Consider the following 21417-nt stretch of genomic DNA (forward strand, 5'->3'; position numbering starts at 1 on the left):
TAGTTAAAACTTTACTTACATAAAATAAAGAACTACAAGAACTATAATAGCGGTAATAAAAACTAACGGAAACCCGAGTTTAAAATAAATCAATAGCTTTTTTTTCTTTACAGTTTTTCGGTATACGAGTAATATAATTGAGCTGGTAATAGATATATAACTAAGAATAATAACAGATTCTAAGAATGTATTATATGGTAGTTTAGGTAAAAGAGAATTAGAGAAAAAATTAAATGCTACCACGGTTAAAAGTAAGGTGAATCCTATATTTAATTGATCTGTATAGGATTTAATCCAAAAAATAACCCAAGAAGAAAAAACTATTAAAAACAGGGGAAAAAGAACTTGCCATAAATAATAGCCTGCTTTTCTTTTAAATTTAATTACAAAAGATGCCCTCGAGTACATATCTTCTTTGTTGTTTGTACCTTCAAAAAAGCCTCCCTTATATTTCATAACCTTTATTTTTGCGTACTGATCTTTAATTTTCCACTCAGGATCGATACCACTAAAAGACTTGTCGTAAAATAAGTCAGGATTAATAAAAATAAGCTCGTCTTTTTTATACAAAAAGGATTCGAAATTTATTTCAAAAAACTGTGTGTCAAAAGGAAACGTAATTAAATTCATCTTAGAATGAAAATGACAATTAAAACGTTTTCTAGATACTACGAATCCATCTTCGCGAATTGTTAAAACTTTATTATCGATAATAACATTATCTAGTTTATTCATGAATTCTATACCAGGCATCCAAAAAAAATGTTTTTTTAGCTCTTCAATTTGATTATCATAATATATGGCACTACCATTTATAAAATTAATGTCTTTAATATCAGCTTTTCTAGCTTTCCATTTTAGAATTAAATATCCATCAACTTGAAAAGTCGAATTGATAGTCTCTATATCATATATTTTATTTACATAAAGTTCAATCGTTACTTGTTTTGATTGAGCAAGTAATAAGTTTAAAAAAAAGAAATAAAAACCAATAAAAAATACATTTCTAATTTTCATACTATTTAGTTAGGTTTAATATTGTTGATTTTTTAGGTAGGTAAATACACTTAGTTTAAATAAGCCTACTATGAGTTTGTTGCTAAGTTTATAGCTCAAATAATTAAAGTAGGAGGTAGGTGTATTTTAGTTAAAACTACTAATTGGGTGATGGTATTAAATTGTCAACCCTAAATTATAATGATTGCAATTTTAAATAGGTTGTAATACATAACCAAGTATCAGCGTTTTATTATCGTTTTGATGCATTAAAATTACTTGGTTAATTAGAAACTTTTTTTCTTGGTTCGTTTTATTCTTAGGTGAATTATAAATCTTAGATAAGATTCCGTATTCAAACCAAGGACGAACAACCTTTAAAATAGAATACTCTACAGTACTATTTTTATGACGAAATAGTTTAGTGTCGGTTTTAATCGAATAGTTACTTAATAAGGTAATATTAGTTTCTCCAACGAATGTTTCTATTTTATTTAACGATTGGTTGGCAAGTACTTTTTTAATAAGGCTACATTTTAAATTAACCTCAAAAGAATTTGTTTTACAATCATAAAGAACTAATTGATTAGAATAAAAATCATCTAGACTTTGAGTTAATGGATAAAATTTAGCCTTATCTTTTTTATAAATTGTATTAAATATTTTATTAAAAGAATATAACTTATTTAACTGTGTTCTTACAGAATCGGCATTCATCGATTTTGAAGATAAGAATGATAGTGAGTTAGAATCAATATTAAAAAATACGCGCTCATAAAATAAATGTTCTTTCTCATAATCAGACAGTTCAAGATCAGCGATACGTGATAGAACTTCAGAACAGATAGGTGTGTCATTATATATACGGTTGTTTTTAACAATATGATTTGCTTTACAACCGGTACAAAGTAACATACCGTAAATTATTACTACTAGTATATATACTTTAGCATTTAAACGTTTTAAGAGGTGCATATAACGGTATATTCTATTGTTTTTGGGTATCTTTATTTTTCTCTTTATACTGATCTTCCTGTATATCTGACCCTGTAATTAAAATACCTAATGATGAGGTAATTCGCTCGATAACACTATAAAGTATTCCAGAAATCATGCCTCCAAAAAAGGCAAAAAGAAACTTTCCAAAATATATTTTAGAGGTTTGAATTTCTGGAATATTAATATATAGAATTTCAGAAAGTATAAATCCAGAAAATATTCCTTCAATTAAATACTCCACTCTAAAAAACTTTATTTTTTCACTAATTAAAGAATGTAACAATCTAAAAGATGTACCTAAACCAGCAATAACAATAGAAAACATTAAGTTATAAAGTAGCATATAACCAGAACTATCTAAAATAGTTACTTGGCTACTTTTTTCATTAATACTATCTAAAACAGCTAAAGAAACAAATAAAACTAAAAATATAGCAGCAATTATAGAAGCTTTGGTGGTTTCTTCTGTTTTAAATAAACCATTAACATTACCAAAAATAGATTTCCTATTACTAGCAACGATGGCTTCTAATTTTCCTTTTATAAAAATTAATTTATTTAAAGGAAATGATTCTCCTACATTTAAAGCTTGAACATCTTCTACTATTTCATTAGGTAGTTCAACACTTTTAATTTTTATTGCTCTAGAAAATATACGGTTAATACGCTTTATTAAAAAGTTTCTATATCTTTTATTTGTATCTATTGACATTTATTAATAGCTTTTATAGTATTTCTTATAATGACTTATTCGAAAACCTAAAGCAATACTGTGCATATAGTTTTAGAATTTTTAGTCAAATGATTATTGCATTCTTTAATTGGTGAAAAATAATATTTATGTAAAATCAGAAATATCAGGATTCGTATTAGGAATAGGAGGATTTTTTTCACACACAAATCCAATTAACTGCATTCCTTTAATTTCGATTGCACCTTCACTAATATTCATTTTTAACTTGCTGTCAGATTCTTCTCTACCATAATTTGCTGATATAGATATTGGACCAAATCCTCCTTGGGTTTTGGTATCTAACTTGCTAGAACTTTCTTTTACTGCCTTGGCAAGAGAAGAAGATTCTATGGTAACATCTTTAATAAAAACAGCTGATCTTGAAAGAAAAGGAAATTGACCTTTAGGTGGTGTTTGCCCATCTGAAAATAATGTTACTGGTGAGTTATTAGAAAATTTCCAACCAGAACTTCTAAGGAATTCAGATGAAAACCAAGGCCTAGAAATTGGCGCCTGAGCTAGTGAAAATGTAATTTTAAATTTTTCTTCTTTAAGATCTAATGAAGAATTTTCAGAAGAGTAATTAGTTTCGTTTGACCCTGAATAAAACCCCCAACGTGCTTTTACTCCAACTTCTAAAGACTGTGAAACTTTATTTTCATGTTTATCTACCTCTTCTTTATTATAGGTGAATTTTGTCCAGTTATTTTCAGTAAGAAAAGTAGCAGGGTACAAGGTTGTTTGATAAAAATCGGTTCCAGAGGTAGGATTGGTTATTCTTGCACTTTCAAATTTGGTTAATAAATCTTTTTTATAAACCTCTAAATTTCGTCGTGTTATAGAATCAATTGTAGCAACAATTTGTTGGTATTCATTTTTAAATCCTTGAGATACCCAAGCATCATAAGCAGCTCCCATTTTTTGACGAAGAACTTTACCATTTAAAGCAAATTCTTGTACAGCCCTAGCATCATTACTATTTAAAGCATCTAATTTTAATGCGTTAAAAGCAATTAAGGCATCTCTGTAAACACTTTCGTATTCTAAGTACGCTTTTTTTAATTTACCATCAACAACTTTTGTCTTTTTCTCGCCAGTAATTATATCTTCATATTCAACTGTTTCAGAAAGTAGTTTTCTAAATCTATTTATTTTACTCTGTTGATCTTCTGTTAACTCTTCATGTGCAACTTCAGAAAATCTTAAAAAGATATCATAAATATCATTAATACTTTCACTTTTAGGTGAGTATATTAATTGAGTTTTTGCGTCGTCTATAAATTTACCAGCAGTAGGAATAGCATTTACTAAGTTAGAGAAGTTTTCAGCAGCAATATATCGCTCTCTAACGATATCGGCTTTTTCTCTTCCTTCTCGGTTTCCTAATCCTTGTTGACTTCCAAACCCATAAAGATTAAAGTCTAGATCTTCAAAAGAAAAAGGTATTCCTGGCATAACCCAAGAGACTGCAAAATCATCTGAAGATAATTGATCTGTTCCTGCCGTTATGGTATTAAAAATTTTTGATAATAAAGATTGAACGACTTGTTCTGGTTTATAATCCATAGTAGTTATTTTTATTTATTGGTTAAATAATTTTGAATTTTGTTTTACTAAGACACATTATAAAAACTTGTATTTAAGAATTTAAAGTGCTACTAATTTTGGTATGTATTTATTAAGAAAAGTGTTCTAAACACTAAGAATTGATTCTTCAGTAAAAGAAGTTTCTGCTACACCATGTTCAAACGCATTTGAAATAAATGATTCACCTAAAGAAAGATTAGGGAATTTTTTAGCAAACTCAACAGCAATTAATGTAGCAAGAAGTTTGTATGCAGCTTCTGTAGGATGTGCTTTATCTGATGTTGCAAAAAAGCCAAATTTTTGAGCAATAACTAACGTTAATAATTCTTTAAATGAACTATTTTTATTTACCCTTGTTAATACATCAGATAAAGTATTATATAGTGCTACATCTCTATTGTATAAATCACTAGTTAAAGACGTTAGTAAGTTTTTTGAAGAAATTTGATCAATTACAGTTTGAATTTTATGAATATCATCAGCATGTTTATTCTTTTGTGTCGAGTAATATTTAATAGCAAATTCTACACGATTTATAAATAATCCTGATGTTAAAAGAATTAACTTTAATGCTTTTGTAAACTTCTTATTTGTCTTTTTAATTTTAGGTAAAAGATCTAATAACATTTTTGAAACATCTTTATGTAAAACGATTTCATTATCCGTTTTTAAAGCTGATTTTATCTGGTTATTAATAGCATCTATAAATTCTTTTAATAGGGTAGCTTCTTTTTCTTTTGATAAATCTATTGAATTTAAAAAATCTCTTAAAGCTTTTGATAATGATACAGGTTCATGAGAATCAGAATAATACTGAACAGGAACTCCAGCTGCTTGATCTATTTTAATAACATCTAAACTATATAAGTTTTGTTTTAAAAAGGTGAATGCATCAAGTACCGTAAATCTACTATCATTTTTTGTTTGAAAAGCATCTTTAAGAAGGCTGTTAAACTCTATTGTTGCGTTGCGTAAGCTTACAACTTCTTCAGATTTTGGATTTTCGATATACCTTACTGCACCTGAAGGATCAGGATTGTTAACAATTATAAAAGAGTTTTCGCTAGCGCTATTATGAGCTTTAGTAATTTCGTCAACCTCATGACATAATGCAGTTAAACGTTGTACCGTTTCTTGCATTAACTCAATACCTTTTTTGTTTGTTACAATATCATTTAAACCAAACCAAACTACAAATAAGTTGTTATTCGGTTTATCATTTTCTGTTTTTTCTAAATCTTTTTTATAATCGTTAACTTGTTCTTCAAAAGTTGTAAGAGCAAATTTGTGTACTAAACCTTTTGGAGTATCAGCAACAGCTCCACCAGTAGCATAATTACAATACGATAAACTATTGTTTTTTGAACCTGTTCTAGAGTTTTTTAAAGATAAATGATTAGATGTAAGTTCATTTGTTTGTTCAGGAGAAAGCCCGTCAACTAAACTATTACCACCTGACCATTCCCATATAAAATCTGTCCAGTTTTTGTTGTCACTAAACCTTTTAATCTTGTTTACTCTTACTTCACCAATTAATCGACCAAGAATACCAGTTGCTGTATTTGCTTTTACACCAATATCAGAAAGACTATCTCCGAAAATAACGATTCTTTCTACTTTTTTCATTTTTATTTATTTTAGAATTATTTATTGTAGCGCAAAACTATATGTAATAATGTATTTCAATTTGATGATAATCACAGTTTGACTAATGTCACAATTTGACCAAGATCACATTTTAACTCAACTTGCATTTAACCTTTTTGCAAAGGAGCTAATTTGTTATATCATTATTATAAACAAAGATTTGCGTTTTATTTTTTTACTTAAAAATTATTATTTCGTTTAATGGTTTACGATTTTTTGTTATAGATTTATTCACACTGTAACCGAATATTACGATATATAATAACCTCAATTTTTAGGCATTAATTTTTAAACCTTCTTTTAATTTTTTTCAATTTTGTGTTGCTTGAATCCTTATAACTAGACATGATTTTATACCAATTATAGCGGTAAATATCATCATGTTAGTTAAAGAAAGGTAACATTGTTTTGTAGCAGAATGAAAGCGTTTTTCTATTACCTGTTAAATCAAAACCTGATTTTTGGAAAATTATCAAACATTTTATTTTTCTTTCTACTACATTTTAGGAAATTCTTATAAACTCTTTAATACATCGACTATCATAACTTTATTAATGGATTTTTTGATTGTTAAACCCAAAATAAAATTGAGAACGTTAGTTGAAATAGTTTTTCGGTATCAAATAGTCTGTAAGCGTGTCTTTAATGAAAAGATTCTAATACTTATCTTCATATATCAATTATTATAGCTTTTAATTATGCTGCAAAGATATGCTGCATGAAAAGCAATTAAATTGTATAAATACATTACATATTTGTATAATTATGCTAATTGTAGCAAAGTGTTTTTATACTACGAAATATTTAAATGTTTTTGAATTTTAATCTATAAATGAATAATCCGTATAGCCTCTTGCAGTGCCACCTCCAAATAAAGTATGGTTGTCGCTAATTTGATTCATTTTTGCATCTATTTTCACACGTTTTGGATAATCAGGGTTGGTTAAAAATTTTCTACCAAAACCAACTAAATCAACCAAATTATTTACTAACAACCCGTTTGCTTGTTGAGGTGTTTTATTACCTGTTGCTATTATTGTTTTGCTAAATACTTTTCTTAATTGAACTCTAAAATCAGTTGGAATCTCAGGAGCATCATCCCAATCAGCTTCACATAAATGAATATAAGTAACGCCTAGTTTTTCTAACTTTTTAGAAGCTAGCATAATTGTATCTAAAATTTCAGGATCATTCATGTCTTTAAAACTGATAAAAGGTGACAAACGAACTCCTGTTTTTTCAGTGCCAATTTCATTAACTACTACTTGAGTAATTTCGGTTAATATTCGAATTCTATTTTCTTTGGATCCGCCATACTCATCTTTTCTTATATTTGAGTTACTTCTTAAAAATTGGTCTATTAAGTAACCATTTGCACCGTGAATTTCTACACCATCAAAGCCTGCTTCAATTGCATTTTTTGCAGCGATTCTAAACTCTTCAATAACCTGATTAATGTCGTTTTTTGTCATTTCTTTTGGCTCATCGACAGGTACAAAAGTTGCATCCCCATTTGGTGCTCCATCAAATATATAAACCGTAGTTTCTTTAGCTATCTTAGCTGATGGTGCTAACGGTTGTAAACCGTTTACTTGTGAACTTGAAACACGACCAACGTGCCATAGTTGTAAGAATATTTTACTTCCTTTTTTATGAACTTCATCAGTTACTAGCTTCCAACCTTCAATTTGTTCTTGCGTATAAATACCAGGTGTTTTAGCATACCCTTTTCCTTGTAAAGAAATTTGGGTTGCTTCTGTTATAATAATTCCTGCAGATGCTCTTTGTCCATAATATTCTGCCATTAAAGCATTAGGAACGTCATTTGGTTGTGTGGTTCTTGAGCGTGTCATAGGTGCCATTAGAAAACGGTTTTCTAATGAAATTCCGTTCATATTATAGGGTGTAAATAGTGTGTTTTTCATAATTGTATTATTTTATTTGTTTAAATAGATTGTTAATTTATCGCGACTAAATAGGGTTGTAAAGCCTGCAAATATTCCAATTAATAGTGGAATGAATAATTCGGGTATTATGCTCTTTAATGAAACTCCTGAAGCAAAAAACAGCACTGTTCCCAAAAATGTTGCAGGTACAAATTCTCCCCAATCTTCAATGATTTCTAAAAAAATTAAAATAGTTGCTATCCAAAAAACAATAAATGCGGTAACATATAATTCATAATTTTCAGATGCTATAGTGTTTAAATAGGTAATAGCATAAGTACCTATTAATGCAATAAAAATTCCTACAAAAAAAGCCAATAGCATTTTAAATGATTTTTTCATATTGCAAGCATGTAAAAAGTAGTTTGCCCACCCAAAAAAGACTACCCAAGCTTTTACTGCCAACCATCCTGAAACTAATATTACAAAGGCAGCAATAAGGCCAACTAAAAGGGAATGTATAAGTGCGTTTTTATATTTCATTTTATTTAAATTCTACTGTTGTAAATATCAATGTGGTATTTCCAATATTTTCTAAATTATGAATGAAGAAATTTTCTTCATTCAAATCATTAAAATGTTTGATATCATTTTTTTCGTATTTGGTTTCGATTACTGTTCCATCAGTATAAAATGAACGTGATTTTCCCTCACTTTTAATAGTATAGAAATACGATTTATTGTGCTTATGAAATGGTAATGATTGACCTATTGGTAAATGAATGCTCCAAACTTTAAATTTGCCTGTTTCTAGTAATAAGTGCTCACCTACAACTGTATTATTACTACCATTTTGTATAGCATTTTTTAATGCTACTGTCCAAGGGAAACTCCAATCTCCTTTTTTATTGATTGTTTTAATTTTCATTTTTATTTCTGATTAAATTATCAATTGACCAACAATTTTTTTCTGTATTAGAGATTAAAAAATAAAAGAATAAGCCATAAATCATTTGCATACCAGCCCAATCCCAATTTTCAATTAATGTTGAACCAAATAAGAGGAAAATAATTACTATTGCTCCTGTAATACTTGCACGATAGGTGAATAATCCCAAGATTAATAATAACCCAATTCCAAACTCTGCAAAGGGTAACACAGTTCCCCAAGCAAAAACTGCAAAAGAAGGCATTAGGCTGTCTTGAAAAGTTGTTACCATCCAATCTCTAAATCCGTTCAATTTTGAGAAACGAACTAAGCCGTGTCCCAAAAAATTAATGCCCATTGTTATTCGTAAAAGAGCAAATGCTGTTTGTTGTGGTCTTGCTTTACTCATAAATTTATTTTTTAAAGTGATATTTTATCAGTTTATTATTTAACATTAAAGGGATGAAGACCGATTTTGTGTTTTTATCAAAATAAATGTCAGCAGTTCCTTTAGGTAAATTTAGTAGCTCGGTTGTAGTACCTGTTTTGTTTGTATAGTATAATAATTTACCTGCTAACCAATCAGATAATAAGAAACCGTGAAGCGTTTCGCTTAAACCATCTAAATTTCCAATAGGCTTGGTTATGTTTTCTATGGTTTTAGTTTTGAAATCAACTTTTTGTAACGTACCTACTATTTTAGTTTCGTAGGTTTTAGGGTTAATCTCTTTTCCCCAATTTGCTACAAACAACTGGTTTTTTGAAATATAAAGCCCGTTTGGCATATTTAGATTTTCATCTTTTAGCCATAATTCAATTTTTCTTTTTCCTTTTTTGGGTAATTTATAAATTCCACTAAAGCCAAAAGTATTACTGGCATATACATTTCCTTTTTTATCTACAGTAATGTCATTTAAAAAAGTAGCATTTTTTGCCTTAAAGGTTAAAACACGTTGAGTTTTAATATCTATTTCTATAATTTTATCAATGTCTGTAACATATAATTTATCATTATAAATAACTAACCCTTTTGGTGCGTTTAATCCTGTTATCCACTTTTGTTGAATTATTTTTCCATCTAAACCTACTTTAGAAATATAACCATTCCCATTTTTTTCGGTTGGATTCCCATTTATATTAGACACATATAAAGCATTGTTTTTTGTGTCTAAAACGACACTTTCAGGATTTTTTAAGCCTAAAACTTCCCAATTTTTTTCGAGTTTAAATGGTAATTTGGTCTTCACAATTGTTGTGTTATACTCAATTTCTGAATTATCAACTGGTGTATTTGGATCATCTTTAATCATATTTGCAATTTCATCTTTTCGCATAAAAACAACTCCTTTATGTTGTTTTGCGTACTGTATAAATTTATCAACAACCTGTACTATTGCAGGACTACCACCAATACGATCGTGTAAACTTATACTCATCATTCTTCTTTTTGTAGCACCTTCAACATATAATTGGTCAAACTCGAACTTTAATTGGGCTAAAAACTGATCTGGACTCCAATTTTTACCAGCTATATTTACAATGTCATTATTACGTAATGTATATGGCATTACTACAAAGTTTTTACCTCTTACTTTGGTAACAAAAGGCTCGTCTCTACTTAAATCATCAATGTGGTATAAAAAACCAAGTTCTTGCAACACTTTTAAAGTGTTTGGGCTTCTACGTAACCAATTGGAATTATAACCAACGCCTCTTTGGCCAGTAATGGTTTCTACAGTATCAATTCCTTTTTTTACAAATGCCAATTCGTTATCATAAGATAAGTTCCATTGATCGCTCCAAGCAATTCCATGTGCTGCAATTTCGTGTCTACCATTTACAATAGCTTTGGCAACTTTTGGGTATTTTATGGCGGCTTCTCCAACTACATGAGAGGTTACATGAATCTCGTGTTTCTTCCAAAGGTTTAGCATTCTGTAAATTCCTTCTTTAGCTCCGTAACGAAACCAACTTTCGGCTGGTAAATCGGGTTGTCCTTTAGGTAAAGGGTTTCCTGAAAACGGACTTTCTGCTCCTTCTGGTTGTCCACCTGTTTCAAATTGCATTGAAAAAGAGATAACCAATTGCGCATCATTTGGCCAATAACTTTTTGTGTCGTTTTTTTGTGCTACAACTATAATCGTTGCAGTGAATAGTAGAATTGTTAATAGGACTGCATTTTTCATATTGTATTTTATTTAAAAGTTATTATTTCGTTTAAATTTCTACGTGTTTTTGGTCTTGGCTTATTTACACTATAGCCAAATGCTATCATATAGGATAAACCATATTTTTTTGTGTTAATGCCTAATTCATTTTTTAAAATTGTTGTTATTTCTTTTCGCTTAAATCCTTCAATAGGGCAGGAGTCAATACCAATCATTGCAGCGCTTGTCATCATATTAGCTAATGGTATGTAGCTTTGTTTTGAAGCCCAATCAAAAAGCTTTCTATCATCAGTTAAATCAAAATCAGATTTTTGAAATGTCTTGTACATTTTTCCTTTATTGTCAACAACATCTTCAGGTAGCTCTTGTACGTTTTTCATAAAGTCTTTAATGTAAGCACTGTTGTATTTAGTCATTTCACTTTTCATTGCTAAACCAAGTATAAAGTGGCTTGCTGTATCTAGTTTTGCTGTTGCTCCCCAAGCGCTGTCTTTTAATTTTTTGCGTAAACCTTTATTTTGAACAAGTACAAAGTGCCAAGGTTCAAAGCCAAAAGAGCTTGGAGAAAGTCTTGCGGTTTGTAAAATGAAGTTGATATCTTCATCGGGTATTTTTTTTTCGGTATCGAATAATTTACAAGCGTGTCTATTATTATATGCGTCCAGTATTTTTTGTTTGTCTATCATTCTAGTGCTGCTTTTTGATACGACAAAATTAGAAAGTGTAGTACGTGTTTTTGATGTATAAATACATTGTATATTTGTATAAATACATCTTTATAATGTCGCAACGCTTTTACATTACTAAAAACTTGGATGTTCTTGAATTTGAAGCAGCCAATGAATGGGGATATCCACGGCACAAGCATAATTTTTTTGAGCTTACCTTTATTTTAAAAGGTAGTGGACAGCATCTTTTAAATGAAAGTGCTATTGACTACAAAAAAGGGGATTTATTTTTTTTAACCCCTAAAGATGAACACGAATTTGTAGTTGACGAGCCTACAACCTTTGGTATTATAAAATTTACAGAACAGTTGTTTTTAGAGAAGGCAAATTTAACTTCAAGCACACACTGGCGAAAAAATTTAGATACCGTTATATTTCATGCCAATAACATTCCTAAAAGTATTATTAGTTATGATGCTGATAAAATTCAATTATTTTATTTGTATGAATTGATAAAGAATGAGATAGGAAATCCTTTAATTTATGGTAGAGATGTTCTGCTTAATTTATTTGGTGCTTTATTGGTGCTGGTTTCAAGAAACTTAAAGTTAAGCCTTACAAAAACAGAAGGACCATATAACTCTGAGAAGGAAAAAATAGATTCAATGTTAACTTATATAAGACAAAACGTACTTGATAAAGAATTGATTAAAATAAAGTCGATTGCTAAGGTTTTTTATATGTCTCCCAACTATGTAAGTATTTTTATAAAAAAGCACGCAGGTATTTCTATTCAGCAATATGTATTGAAAACCAAGATAGAAATGGCAGCGCGCCTTTTGAAGCAAACGAACTTAAATATTTCAGAAGTAGCAGATAAGACAGGTTTTTTAGATTCTAGTCATTTTAATAAGATTTTTAAAAAATATACAGGCCATAATCCTAGTACTTTTAGGTGATTAATTTAGTATTGATTTTTGGTAATATAGTACAGGTTTAGAGTGTGTAACAAGTGTTTCTTTAGTACGAATGCATAGTATTTTTGTATAAATAAACCTTCACAATGTCGCAACGATTTTACATTACTAAAAATTTAGATACCCAAGAATTTGAAGCAATCAACGAATGGGGATATCCACGGCACAAGCATAACTTCTTTGAGTTTACTTATATTTTAAAAGGTAGTGGACAGCATCTTTTAAATGAAAGTGTTATTAACTATCAAAAAGGAGATTTATTTTTTTTAACCCCTAAAGATGAACACGAATTTGTGGTTGACGAACCTACAACTTTTGGACTTATACAATTTACAGAACAATTATTTTTAGAGAAGGCAAATTTTACTTCAAGTACGCATTGGCGAAAAAACTTAGATACTGTTATATTTTATGCGAACAATATTCCTAAGAGTATTGTTGCTAATGATGTTGATAGAATTCAATTATTTTATTTGTATGAATTGATAAAAAACGAAATAGAAAGTCCGATGACTTATGGTCGAGATGTTCTACTTAATTTATTTGATGCTTTATTGGTATTGGTTTCAAGAAACTTAAAATCAAGCCTTGTAAAAAAAGAAAAACCATACAACTCTGAGAAGGAAAAAACAGATTCAATGTTAACTTACATAAGGCAAAATGTGCTCGATAAAGAATTGATTAAAATAAAGTCGATTGCTGAGACTTTTTATATGTCTCCCAATTACGTAAGTGTTTTTATAAAAAAGCACGCAGGTGTTTCTATTCAGCAATATGTATTGAAAACAAAAATAGAAATGGCAGGACGTCTTTTGAAGCAGACTAATTTAAATATTTCAGAAATAGCAGATAAGACAGGTTTTTTGGATTCTAGTCATTTTAATAAGATTTTTAAAAAATATACAGGTGATAATCCTAGTGCTTTTCGATAATGAATTTGCGATTAGTGAGCCTTGGATAATGACGAGCTATTTTTACTTTTTAAGGTGCGGGAAAAATGAAACTCACATGATTGTTGGTTTAGTTTTTTAACTTGTAGGAAACGATTGTATATAGAATTTAAAGAACTGAATTGCTATTACGCTTATGCTTTATTATGCTTTTTTTGTACCCAAATAACTTCTTCTTATACCCTAAAATTAAGGCTTTAGAGCACTTTCTGAAAATTTAGTAGGAGTGGACAGTATTTTTGCATGAATACACCTTCACAATGTCGCAACGATTTTACATTACTAAAAATTTAGATACCCTTGAATTTGAAGCAATCAACGAATGGGGATACCCACGGCATAAGCATAATTTTTTTGAGTTAACTTATATTTTAAAGGGTAGCGGGCAACATCTTTTAAATGAAAGTAGTATTGATTACCAAAAAGGGGATTTATTTTTTTTAACCCCTAAAGATGAACACGAATTTGTAGTTGAGGCACCTACAACTTTTGGGCTTATACAATTTACAGAACAGCTATTTTCAGAAAAGGCAAATTTTGCTTCAAATACACATTGGCGAAAAAATTTAGAGACCGTTATATTTTATGCTAATAATATTCCTAAAAGTATTGTTGCTAATGATGTTGATAGAATTCAATTATTTTATTTGTATGAATTGATAAAGAATGAGATAGAAAATCCTATAGTTTATAATCGAGATGTTTTGCTCAATTTTTTTGATGCTTTATTGGTAGTGGTTTTAAGAAACTTAAAGTCAAATGTTATAAAAACGGAAAAAACATATAACTCTGAAAAAGAAAAAATTGATTCAATATTAACTTACATAAGACAAAATGTACTTGATAAAGAACTGATTAAAATAAAGTCGATTGCTGAGGTTTTTTATATGTCTCCCAATTATGTAAGTGTTTTTATAAAAAGGCACGCAGGTGTTTCTATTCAGCAATATGTATTGAAAACTAAAATAGAAATGGCAGCGCGTCTTTTAAAACAAACGAACTTAAATATTTCAGAAATAGCTGATAAAACAGGTTTTTTAGACTCTAGTCATTTTAATAAAATTTTTAAAAAATACACCGGCAATAATCCAAGTACGCTACGATAATAAATTTGCTATGAGTGAGCATTGGAAAAATGAAATATGTTTGATTGTGCGGTTGGTTTTAGTTTCTGTATTACCAAAATAAGTAGTGATTACATGAAAGAGATAAGCTCAAAATACTGAATAATATTACTTTTAGATTAGTGTAGTATTGTGTAAAATTAATGAAGAATTTTTTGATTTTCACCTCAGTTCTTTGTTAGCAAAAGTTATTTTTTAATTTCACTCACTTTAAATAGGGAAAAAGTTTTTTTAATTTCAGGAGTAAAAACCTTAATACACTTCTTAGTTACTTTTAAAACTGGAAGACACTTTTTCTGATTTCCTGCATATAGTTTTAAGAAAATATAGCCATTAATATCAATTACTTCTGTTTTTATTTCATTAGGGGCTATAGCATTATTTTGCGTAAATTTTAAAATTTCCGGAATAGATTTGTCATTATATGGATTATATAATTCTGTTGGTTCTATTATAAACTTATTTTTGTAAAGTGTTTTTTTAAGTTTTTTAAGTTTAATTTTATTGTTTTTGAGTTTAGTAAATACTCCTTTGATTTTACCATTTTTATATACTTTTAAAGTATCCTTATTGATAACTCCTTTTAGATATTCTTCTATGTCGAGTTTTATGTTTAAAGTGTCTTTGTCAATGTTATAATTAAAAGCAGAGATAGGTTTCTTATAATCTTTATTAAGTACATAATGAAATATTGAATCTTTAGTTTGTCTAATTAAAATTTCATTAGAATTGTTGTATGCCTTTTCATTATTCTTTTCATATTCATATGCGAGCATCCAAGTTTTTTCTTGTGAGTAAAATTTTTGGCATATGATAAAAATTAAAAGAGTTAAAATTTGTTTAGTCATTTTTTTAATTTTTGCTAACGTTTCGGCTATGATTAGTACGGGAATTAAAAGTAGTGAACTTTCGATTAAGCACTTAGCCAAAACTTTTTATTTTGTTTTATCTTTTTCTTTATAAAGCCAAATCAAAAGATTTGACGGGCTTAGTAAATATGCCTAAACTTTGGGTTAATCACCAGAACCCGTATTAATTATAGCCATTGTTGTAAACCGTTTTTTTAGCTTTTATTTTTTTTAATTTCCTCGGCTGATATTGCCATATCTAACTCGCAAAAATAACCTTTCTTTAAATTTCGTTTTATGTCATATACTTTGTTGTCAACAATTACATAGTGTTTTGGGGAATTCCAATAGTTATCTTTTTTAGGTATAAATTCAAATTTTGAAGACACAGGTATATCCAATTTATAAACACCAAAATTTGGGCATCCGTAATAAACACCTTTCATATCAGTACCACCACAAATATTTTCAAAAGGCTTAAAAGTTTTTGGGTCTGCATTATTTATAGGAATTATTAAATGTCCATCCGAATTTGCCCACCAAAAATTCACTCTGTTTTTAGTAGTAAAAAATCTGTCATTATATTTTTTGTATGATGCTAATTCTATTCGGTTTGTGAATTCCTGATAATATTCGACATCAATAAATTTCCCGTCACATCTTCTATGTGTTTTAGATTTTTTAAAAACCTTGTTTCCTTTTGTTACAAAATCGAATATAGAAGCTTTAAATGAGATTGAATCATCAATTGGGTCTATTAATCTTCGTTCGATTCTAAGAGTATCTATTTTAGTATTCCCCAAGTCTTTAAAAAAGTTAATATAATTGCACTCTATAGTTTTATTAAACTTTGTTTCCTCAGAATTGTTCGATTTTACTATTTTTTTTTCATCAGGTTGCTTTTTTTTGGATTGATTACAAGCAATGAAAGAGATGGAAATTAATATGAGTAATATTTTTTTCATTCTAATGATTTACAACAACGGGATATATGTACTGGTACATATATTTCCATTATGTTTTTTACAAATCTAAGGGATTTTTAATTAATTCAAAGTTGTGAGAAGCAACATGTGTACTGTGTCCGAGTAAGTTTTGAATATAGAGCAGATTAATGTCATTTTCTAAAAGATAGGTAGCAAAAGAATGGCGTAACATATGAGGAGTTACTTTTTTATAATTTCAGACTAATTAAAGTAGTATTATTCAAGAGTATTATAAAAACAAAAAGCTCACCAAATAGGTGAGCTTTTTGTTTTTATAAAGAGAGTTTTTTAAACTTCATCATCTATATAATCTTCAATAGGATTACAAGAACAAATTAAATTACGATCTCCAAAAGCATCATCAACACGACGTACTGAAGGCCAAAATTTATTATCAGCAATATACTCTAAAGGAAAAACAGCTTGATTACGAGTGTATGGTAAAGACCATTCATCGGTAGTTAACATACCTTGTGTATGCGGTGCATTTTTTAAAGGATTGTTAGTGTTCTCTTTAGTTGCTTCAGCAATTTCTTTTCTAATAGAAATCATTGCATCACAAAAACGATCTAACTCAGCAACATTTTCAGATTCTGTAGGCTCTACCATAATGGTACCAGCAACAGGAAAAAAACTGTAGGCGCATGAAAATCATAATCCATTAAACGCTTAGCGATATCAAGAACTTCAATTCCGTTTTGTGTGATTGTATACGATAAGTTCCTTTTTTAAAGGGGTAACTTAAATTATTGGTAGGAAATTGAAAAAACTCATTTAAGGAGGAATAATCAAGATCTTTCGAAACAGGATATCCTAAAAAGTTATCACGTGTAATAGTTAGTCGTTATTTAAGGGTGTTTAATTTCTGATTTTTTTTTTTTCACCACCTTATTTTACTATTAAACAATAGGAATTTTAGTTGACTATTATTTTAGAATACTTCACATCTCAATTTAGACGCTTCACTTATAAATAATAATTTAGATTAGTCCCTTACTGTATGTTTGTACCATGAATAAGAAGTAATGCTTTGATATATAGGTGTTATTGGTGTGGTAGGGATTTAACTAATAGATTTTTAATAAATTAATTTAATAAATAAAATGATGAATAACAAAACGATTTTTAAGGCAATAATATTAGTAACAATTCTCTTATTTTGTAAATCATTTTCTCTTTTAGCGAGTTCTATAGAAGATACTTCTAAAAAAAATGATAAATGGATATTATTAGGTATCACAACAGTAAAAGGGAGTTTAGATAGAGATGAAGTAAAAGTTACTAGTAGTAAAGGTATGTTTACACACCTTAAAATTAAGGTGAGAAATGCTTCTTTAGAAATGAAGAAAATGGTAGTTTATTTTGGAAATGGTAGTACGCAAGATGTTTGGTTAAAGAATCGTTTTTCTAAAGGACAGGAGTCAAGAGAAATAGATTTGAAAGGGGATAAACGACTCATTAAAAAAGTTGTTTTTTTGTATAAAAAAGGAAACTGGAGCAATAAAGCTCCTATTGTTGCGCTTATAGGTCAAAATAAATCGAGTAATAATAATCCAGCTAAGCTTGTAGGAAAATGGAAGTTGTTAGGTATTACAACAGTAAAAAGAAGTGTAGATAGAGATGAAGTAAGAGTTACTGCTAGTAAAGGTATGTTTACACACCTTAAAATTAAAGTAAGAAATTCTTCGTTAGAAATGAAAAAAATGATTGTACATTTTGGTGACGGTAGCAAACAAGATGTTTGGTTAAAGAATCGTTTTTCTAAAGGACAGGAATCAAGAGCAATAGATCTTAAAGGAAATAAAAGAATTGTTAAAAAAGTTATTTTTTGGTATAAAAAAGGAAGTTGGATTAATAAAGTTCCTATTGTTGCGCTTATAGGTAAATAAAGAAATATTTCTAATAAATTAGAATTTTAGTACATAACAAAAAAACTCACCAAATAGGTGAGTTTTTCGTTTTATAAAGAGAGTTTTTTAAACCCCATTTCAACTCCAAAAGCATCATCAACACGACGTACTGAAGGCCAAAATTTATTATCAGCAATATACTCTAAAGGAAAAGCAGCTTGCTTACGAGTGTATGGTAAAGACCATTCATCGGCAGTTAACATACCTTGTGTATGCGGTGCATTTTTTAAAGGATTGTTGGTGTTCTCTTTAGTTGCTTCAGCAATTTCCTTTCTAATAGAAATCATTGCATCACAAAAACGATCTAACTCAGCAACATTTTCAGATTCTGTAGGCTCTACCATAATGGTACCAGCAACAGGAAAAGAAACTGTAGGTGCATGAAAACCATAATCCATTAAACGCTTAGCGATATCAACAACTTCAATTCCGTTTTGTTTAAAAGAACGACAATCTAAAATCATTTCATGCGCAGCACGATTCATTTCACCAGAATATAATGTGTCGTAATGACCATTTAAACGCTCTTTAATATAGTTAGCATTTAAAATAGCTAACTTAGTAGAGTCTGTTAATCCGTTAGCACCTAACATTGTTATGTAACCGTAAGAAATTAAACAAGCTAAAGCAGAACCCCAAGGCGCTGCAGAAATAGCTGTAATTGCATTTTCTCCGCCAGTTTTTATTAAAGGATTGGTAGGTAAAAAAGGTACTAGTTGAGGAGCAACACAAATTGGTCCAACACCAGGGCCACCACCTCCGTGAGGAATGGCAAATGTTTTGTGTAAGTTTAAGTGACAAACATCTGCACCAATAGTTGCAGGATTTGTTAAACCTACTTGTGCATTCATGTTTGCACCGTCCATATAAACCTGACCACCATTATCATGAATAATTTGGGTAATTTCTTTAATTGCTTTTTCGTAAACACCGTGTGTAGATGGATACGTTACCATTAAAGCAGCTAAATTATCTTTATGCTTTTCAGCCTTTGCACGTAAATCTTCAACATCAATATTTCCTCTCTCATCAGTTTTGGTAACAACTACCTTCATACCAGCCATAACTGCTGAAGCAGGATTTGTTCCGTGAGCAGAAGCAGGAATTAAACAAATGTTTCTGTGAGCATCATCGTTTGATTTATGATAAGCACGAATAACCATTAAACCAGCAAATTCTCCTTGCGCACCAGAATTTGGTTGTAAAGAAGTACCAGCAAAACCGGTAACTACGTTTAGTTGGTTTTCTAAGTTAGTTAAAACCTCTTGGTATCCTTGAGCTTGATCAATTGGTACAAAAGGGTGAATATTTCCCCATTGAGGATTACTTAATGGTAGCATCTCTGAAGCAGCATTTAGCTTCATAGTACAAGAACCTAAAGAAATCATTGAATGATTTAATGATAAATCTTTACGCTCTAATTTTTTAATATAACGCATCATTTCAGATTCTGATTGATACGTATTAAATATTTCGTTATCTAAGAAAGAAGTATTTCTTTGAATATTTGCAGGAATTACATCTGATGATGTAAATTCGGTAACAGTAATGTCTTGAACATTAAAAGCTTGTTCAAAACAATCAACAATAGCATTAATTTCTTTTAAGCTAACAGTTTCGTTTACTGAAATAGAAACATGGTTATCATCAATATAATTAAAGTTAATTCCGTTTTTCTCGGCAACAGTACGTAACTTTTTAGCTTCAACCTCAATTAATATAGTATCAAAATAAGCAGCATTTTTTTGCTTGAAACCTAAAGTCTCTAAAGCAGTAGCTAACGTATTTGTTGATGAATGAACCCTATCAGCAATATATTGTAAACCATCTTTACCGTGGTACACAGCATACATACCTGCCATAACAGCTAATAAAACCTGTGCAGTACAAATATTAGAAGTTGCTTTTTCACGTTTAATGTGTTGTTCACGAGTTTGTAAAGCCATACGTAAAGCACGACCACCATCAACATCTTTAGTAACACCAATTACACGACCAGGAAGACTACGTTTGTAAGCTTCTTTAGTTGCAAAATAACCAGCATGAGGCCCACCATAACCTAACGGAATTCCGAAACGTTGTGTAGTTCCTACAACTACATCGGCACCAAATTCACCCGGAGCCTTTAATTTTACTAATGATAAAATATCAGCCGCAACAGCTACTTTTATGTTTTTTGCATTACAGTTAGCAACAAACTCAGTATAATCATAAACTAAACCATGCTTTCCTGGATATTGAACGATAGCACCAAAAAACTCTTCAGAAAAATCAAATTTTTCATGGTTTCCAATAACTAACTCAATTCCGATAGGAATAGCACGAGTTTGTAAAATTGATAATGTTTGTGGTAAAATATCTTCAGAAATAAAGAATTTATTTACACCTGCTTTTTTCTGAGCACGCTCACGAACATCAAATAATAAAGCCATTGCTTCAGCTGCAGCAGTACCTTCATCTAATAAAGAAGCATTAGCTAACTCCATTCCAGTTAAATCACAAACCATTGTTTGGTAATTTAATAAAGCCTCTAAACGCCCTTGAGCAATTTCAGCCTGGTATGGTGTATATGCTGTATACCATCCCGGGTTTTCTAATATGTTTCTTTGAATAACACTAGGCACAATTGCCTCGTGATACCCTAAACCAATATAAGTTTTAAAAACACTGTTTTTTGCACCTAATTCGGTAATATGATTTAAATACTCATATTCACTCATTGCAGGAGCTAAATCTAATGCTGAATCTAAACGAATATCATCAGGAACAGTTTCAAAAATTAATTGGTCTAAACTATCTACACCAATAGTAGTAAACATTTGTTGATGGTCTTTTTTACGAGGACCAATATGTCTTAGTTGAAATGAATTAGTGTTCATTGTCTGTTGTTGTTTTTAAGTCGTCCAAAAATAATAAAATTGTATCATTCTATATGGTATATTTTTGCTTTAAAACAGATATTTTATTAACCAAAAGGATAGGTTATAAACATAAAAACTATTTTTGTGTA

18 protein-coding genes and 2 pseudogenes are annotated in these 21417 nt (G+C 29.6%); 4 read left to right on the forward strand and 16 right to left on the reverse strand.

All coding sequences use genetic code 11. The annotated features are described in order from the left end of the window. Positions 1 to 15: 15 nt before the first annotated feature. From H518_RS0102835 to H518_RS0102885, 11 genes are all read right to left on the reverse strand, one after another. Positions 16 to 1017, reverse strand: a complete 1002-nt coding sequence (locus H518_RS0102835) for a ligand-gated ion channel (protein WP_028887661.1) — start codon at positions 1015 to 1017, stop codon at positions 16 to 18. Between the two features lie 192 nt (positions 1018 to 1209). Continuing rightward, positions 1210 to 1971: a hypothetical protein gene (locus H518_RS0102840; RefSeq protein WP_162143102.1), complete on the reverse strand. Its 762-nt coding sequence runs from the start codon at positions 1969 to 1971 to the stop codon at positions 1210 to 1212. Between the two features lie 13 nt (positions 1972 to 1984). Beyond that, positions 1985 to 2707, reverse strand: coding sequence for a hypothetical protein (locus H518_RS0102845; RefSeq protein WP_028887663.1), 723 nt, complete (start codon positions 2705 to 2707; stop codon positions 1985 to 1987). A gap of 126 nt (positions 2708 to 2833) precedes the next feature. Further along, on the reverse strand, positions 2834 to 4294 hold the full coding sequence (locus H518_RS0102850; RefSeq protein ID WP_028887664.1) for a hypothetical protein: 1461 nt from the start codon (positions 4292 to 4294) through the stop codon (positions 2834 to 2836). A gap of 126 nt (positions 4295 to 4420) precedes the next feature. Next, on the reverse strand, positions 4421 to 5941 hold the full coding sequence (locus H518_RS0102855; RefSeq protein WP_028887665.1) for an SGNH/GDSL hydrolase family protein: 1521 nt from the start codon (positions 5939 to 5941) through the stop codon (positions 4421 to 4423). An 842-nt stretch (positions 5942 to 6783) separates the two neighbouring features. Next, positions 6784 to 7887: an alkene reductase gene (locus H518_RS0102860; protein WP_028887666.1), complete on the reverse strand. Its 1104-nt coding sequence runs from the start codon at positions 7885 to 7887 to the stop codon at positions 6784 to 6786. Positions 7888 to 7899: 12 nt separating this feature from the next. Next, positions 7900 to 8391 (reverse strand): DUF1097 domain-containing protein, encoded by a 492-nt coding sequence (locus H518_RS0102865; RefSeq protein ID WP_028887667.1) that lies wholly within the window; start codon positions 8389 to 8391, stop codon positions 7900 to 7902. 1 nt (position 8392) lies between these two features. Continuing rightward, complete coding sequence (locus H518_RS0102870; RefSeq protein ID WP_051263646.1) at positions 8393 to 8776, reverse strand: cupin domain-containing protein; 384 nt, start codon at positions 8774 to 8776, stop codon at positions 8393 to 8395. Continuing rightward, a complete protein-coding gene (locus H518_RS0102875) occupies positions 8766 to 9185 on the reverse strand; it encodes a DoxX family membrane protein (RefSeq protein ID WP_028887669.1) in 420 nt (139 codons plus the stop codon). Before H518_RS0102875 ends, H518_RS0102870 begins: the two co-directional genes overlap by 11 nt. A gap of 4 nt (positions 9186 to 9189) precedes the next feature. Continuing rightward, on the reverse strand, positions 9190 to 10962 hold the full coding sequence (locus H518_RS21370; RefSeq protein WP_081411144.1) for a polysaccharide deacetylase family protein: 1773 nt from the start codon (positions 10960 to 10962) through the stop codon (positions 9190 to 9192). 8 nt (positions 10963 to 10970) lie between these two features. Further along, complete coding sequence (locus H518_RS0102885) at positions 10971 to 11630, reverse strand: NAD(P)H-dependent oxidoreductase (RefSeq protein WP_028887670.1); 660 nt, start codon at positions 11628 to 11630, stop codon at positions 10971 to 10973. Between the two features lie 95 nt (positions 11631 to 11725). Here H518_RS0102885 and H518_RS0102890 point away from each other — a divergent pair, with 95 nt between their 5' ends. The 3 genes from H518_RS0102890 to H518_RS0102900 all read left to right on the forward strand — a co-directional run bounded on the left by H518_RS0102890 (position 11726) and on the right by H518_RS0102900 (position 14645). Continuing rightward, positions 11726 to 12571, forward strand: coding sequence for an AraC family transcriptional regulator (locus tag H518_RS0102890; RefSeq protein ID WP_028887671.1), 846 nt, complete (start codon positions 11726 to 11728; stop codon positions 12569 to 12571). Between the two features lie 104 nt (positions 12572 to 12675). Next, complete coding sequence (locus H518_RS0102895; protein WP_028887672.1) at positions 12676 to 13521, forward strand: AraC family transcriptional regulator; 846 nt, start codon at positions 12676 to 12678, stop codon at positions 13519 to 13521. Positions 13522 to 13799: 278 nt separating this feature from the next. Then, entirely contained in the window at positions 13800 to 14645 is an 846-nt protein-coding gene (locus H518_RS0102900) for an AraC family transcriptional regulator (RefSeq protein WP_028887673.1), read from the forward strand. Between the two features lie 206 nt (positions 14646 to 14851). On the opposite strand, the gene H518_RS0102905 is transcribed toward H518_RS0102900, so the two are convergent. The 4 genes and pseudogenes from H518_RS0102905 to H518_RS0102920 form a co-directional block, all read right to left on the reverse strand. After that, the gene (locus tag H518_RS0102905; RefSeq protein ID WP_028887674.1) at positions 14852 to 15511 is read right to left on the reverse strand and encodes a hypothetical protein; all 660 of its coding nucleotides are present in this window, start codon (positions 15509 to 15511) and stop codon (positions 14852 to 14854) included. Positions 15512 to 15726: 215 nt separating this feature from the next. Then, entirely contained in the window at positions 15727 to 16476 is a 750-nt protein-coding gene (locus tag H518_RS0102915; protein ID WP_028887675.1) for a hypothetical protein, read from the reverse strand. 58 nt (positions 16477 to 16534) lie between these two features. Then, a pseudogene (locus H518_RS20735) lies at positions 16535 to 16675 on the reverse strand (tyrosine-type recombinase/integrase); the annotation flags it as partial. Between the two features lie 110 nt (positions 16676 to 16785). Further along, a pseudogene (locus H518_RS0102920) lies at positions 16786 to 17198 on the reverse strand (aminomethyl-transferring glycine dehydrogenase); the annotation flags it as partial. A gap of 402 nt (positions 17199 to 17600) precedes the next feature. Between H518_RS0102920 and H518_RS0102925 the strand changes: the two are divergent. Further along, a complete protein-coding gene (locus H518_RS0102925; protein WP_155995133.1) occupies positions 17601 to 18386 on the forward strand; it encodes a DUF2541 family protein in 786 nt (261 codons plus the stop codon). Positions 18387 to 18457: 71 nt separating this feature from the next. Here the strand turns inward: H518_RS0102925 and gcvP are convergent, their stop codons facing one another. After that, on the reverse strand, positions 18458 to 21286 hold the full coding sequence (gene gcvP, locus H518_RS0102930; RefSeq protein WP_028887678.1) for an aminomethyl-transferring glycine dehydrogenase: 2829 nt from the start codon (positions 21284 to 21286) through the stop codon (positions 18458 to 18460). Between the last annotated feature and the right edge of the window lie 131 nt (positions 21287 to 21417).

The sequence above is a fragment of the Tenacibaculum ovolyticum DSM 18103 genome (genome assembly GCF_000430545.1).
GTDB classification, from domain to species: Bacteria; Bacteroidota; Bacteroidia; order Flavobacteriales; family Flavobacteriaceae; genus Polaribacter; species Polaribacter ovolyticus.